The sequence below is a fragment of the Streptomyces sp. UH6 genome (genome assembly GCF_013421635.1).
Lineage (GTDB): Bacteria > Actinomycetota > Actinomycetes > Streptomycetales > Streptomycetaceae > Streptomyces > Streptomyces abyssomicinicus.
The window spans coordinates 1-1,119 of record NZ_JACADT010001386.1; the positions used below are offsets into that span (position 1 = coordinate 1).

Annotated in this window: 1 protein-coding gene; it reads left to right on the forward strand. The window is 74.7% G+C overall.

Going from position 1 to position 1,119, the window contains the following annotated elements; genetic code table 11:
• Nucleotides 1-94: 94 nt before the first annotated feature.
• A partial coding sequence (locus HW445_RS32055; RefSeq protein WP_180224263.1) for a hypothetical protein occupies nucleotides 95-1,119 on the forward strand: 1,025 nt, incomplete at its 3' end.

Genomic DNA, 1,119 nt, shown 5'->3' on the forward strand with positions numbered 1-1,119 from the left:
GGCGCCCTGACGGTCCCGCGCCGGGCCGGCCCCGGCCCCCGGATGGCTCGGACGGGGGCGTTTACCGTGGGGCGGCAGAACCCACTCTGAAAGTATGGGCGGGCCCGGAGAGCCACCCGACGGCACACCGGACGGCGCCGCGGGCGGCAGCGAGGACGAGTACCGATCCGTCGTCTTCGACGAATCGTTCGTCAAGGCTGCCCGCCTCCAGGAGTACAGCGCGCAGGAACGTCTCACCGACCACGCCCCGCCGGTGCGGACCCGGCCCAGCGGGATCCACCGGCTCTCCCGACAGGCCCTGGTGCTGGCCCTCCTCGTGACCATCGCCTTCGTGACCGCCGTCTACCTCGGCATGCGCTCGCCGCACCCTCCGCCCGCCGCCCACCGGGACACCGAACCGGTACGGGTCACCGTGGTCCCGCTCGCCCCCAGGGTGCCCGTCCCCGGAGCGGCGGAGGCCGCGCGGCTCTACGAGGCGAGCCCGGCGCGCGGCTTCGAGACCGGCGAGAAGGCCGTCACGATGCCACCCGCCCGGCGCACCGAGCACTTCTCCGACGGCCAGGTCATCGCCGCGCTCGCCGCCGCCCGGGACTACGTGATCGGCTCCTCGCTCGACCCGAAGGTGCTGATGGGCGACGCCACCCGCTCGGTGCGGGTGCTGCTCGACCCCGACCAGTTCGACCAGTTCGACCGCAGCATGGGCGAGACCACGGGCGGCGACGCCGGCGGGAGCGACGCCGCGGCCGACGCCTCCGCGCCGCTGGGCTGGCTGGTCCGCTTCGACCCCACACGGGTCCGGCTCGCCGACCCGGAGGTCCGGGCACGCGGCACGTTCAAGGTCGTCGAACGGAACACCACCACCCTGGAGGTCGTCGCCGACCACGTCTTCGTCTACGCCCTCACCGGGGCCGCCGGCGCGGAGGACGACGGCGGCGACAAGGCGGGCAAGGCCGACGGTGCCGACGGGGCGGACAAGGCCGACGCGAAGCGGGAGCGCGTCTCGCTGTTCACCGTGCGGCGCGAGGTGCGGATGCGCTTCGACCCGGACAACCTGCGGCTGCGGCAGGTGCAGGTGGTGTCCGCCTCGGTGCAGGCCGGGCCGCTGTCCTGCACCGGCGA